The sequence below is a fragment of the Corallococcus sp. 4LFB genome (genome assembly GCF_046520365.1).
GTDB classification, from domain to species: domain Bacteria; phylum Myxococcota; class Myxococcia; order Myxococcales; family Myxococcaceae; genus Corallococcus; species Corallococcus caeni.
The window spans coordinates 1-1,587 of record NZ_JBKGHJ010000945.1 but is presented as its reverse complement, the minus strand read 5'-3'; the positions used below and the strand labels follow the sequence as shown (position 1 = coordinate 1,587).

Annotated in this window: 1 protein-coding gene; it reads right to left on the bottom strand. The window is 68.8% G+C overall.

Features of this window, described 5'->3' with window-relative positions:
• Positions 1–1,587 (bottom strand): non-ribosomal peptide synthetase (locus ACLEQD_RS43040; RefSeq protein WP_410391741.1); only part of this gene is annotated, 1,587 nt, incomplete at both ends.

Below are 1,587 nucleotides of genomic sequence, written 5' to 3'. Positions count from 1 at the left end.
GGCCATCGGAGAGCCAGCGCACGCGGTCGCCCGTGCGGTACATGCGAGCGCCGGGAGAAGGGCTGAAAGGGTCCGGCACGTAGCGCTCGGCCGTCAAATCAGGCCGGGCGAGGTAGCCGCGAGTCACCTGGGCGCCGCCGACGAAGAGTTCGCCCGGGACGCCGAGAGGCGTAGGCCGCAGCGAAGCATCCAAGACGTAGAGTCGCGAATGGGCCAAGGGCCAGCCCAGCGGCACGGAGGCGGCAGTCGACGCGGGCAACTGCACGCGGCCGGCGAGCACGCCGACGGTCGTCTCGGTGGGGCCGTAGTGGTTGTGCACTTCGCAGTCCGGAGCGAGCGCATGGACGGACTGGAGCAGGGCCCAGGTGGAGGACTCACCGCCAAGCACGAGGCGCTTGCGAGGCAGGACGAGGCAAGGCTCGGGAGCGGTGAGCAATGCGGCCAGGTGCGAAGGCACCACCTTCATGCAGTCGATGGGGTGACGCGCGAAGTAATCAGCCAGGGCCGCGGGGCTGGAGGCGCACTCCTGCGTGAGGACGTGGAGCAGGCCACCCGTGGTGAGGGCCGGGAAGAGGACGGTGTTGCCCAGGTCGGCGACGAAGGTGGAGACGAGGGCGAAGCTTGCGCAGGACTCCAGGCCAAGGCGCTGCGTCACCGAATCGACGTAGGTGAAGAGCTGCGAGTGCGCGACGGCAACACCCTTTGGCCTGCCGGTGGAGCCAGAGGTGAAGAGGACGTAGGCAAGAGAGTCCGGATGCGCCTCAACCGGCGGTGCGTCGGTGCGCAGGCGAGAAAGCACGGAGGCGTCTTCATCCAGGCGAACGACGTGCGCGGAAGAGGACTCGAACGCGGAGGCGTGGCGGGCCACCGTCACGACGACGGGCGCGGAGACTTCGTGCACCAGGGACTGCAAGCGCAGGGCGGGCTGAGCCGGGTCCAGCGGCACGTAGGCACCGCCAGCCTTCCAGACACCCAGCAGGGCGACGACGGTCTCGACGGAGCGCTCCAGGCACAGCGCGACGCACGAGTCGGTGCCGACGCCCAGGGAGCGCAGGTGCCAGGCCAGTTGGTTGGCGCGCGCGTCCAGCTCTCCATACGTAAGCACCTGTCCATCGCATGCCACGGCGGGCGCATCCGGATGGAGGGCCGCGCGCTGCTCGAAGAGGGAGTGCACGCTGCGAGGCGGGGGAAGCGGCGCCTCGGTGGAGACGAAGTCCGTCAGCAGCAGCTTCTTCTCGGCCTCCGTCAGCAGCGGCAACTCACCGACACGCGAGTCGGGCGAAGCGAGCGCGGCCTCCAGGAGGACGCGCAGGTGCTCCACCATGCGGGAGACGGTGGACGATTCGAACAAATCCGTGCGGTAGCCCAGGGTGCCAGTGAGGCCGTGCGGCGTCTGGGAGAGGGACAGGGTGAGGTCGGACTTGGTGGCCTCGAAGTCGCGTGCGAGAGGCTGGAAGGACAGGCCCGAAAGACTCAACTCCGAGGCCGGCGCGTTCTGCAGCACGAGCATGACCTGGAAGAGAGGCGAGTGACTCAGGCTGCGCTGCGGTTGCAGCTCCTCGACGAGCTTCTCGAAGGGCAGGTGCT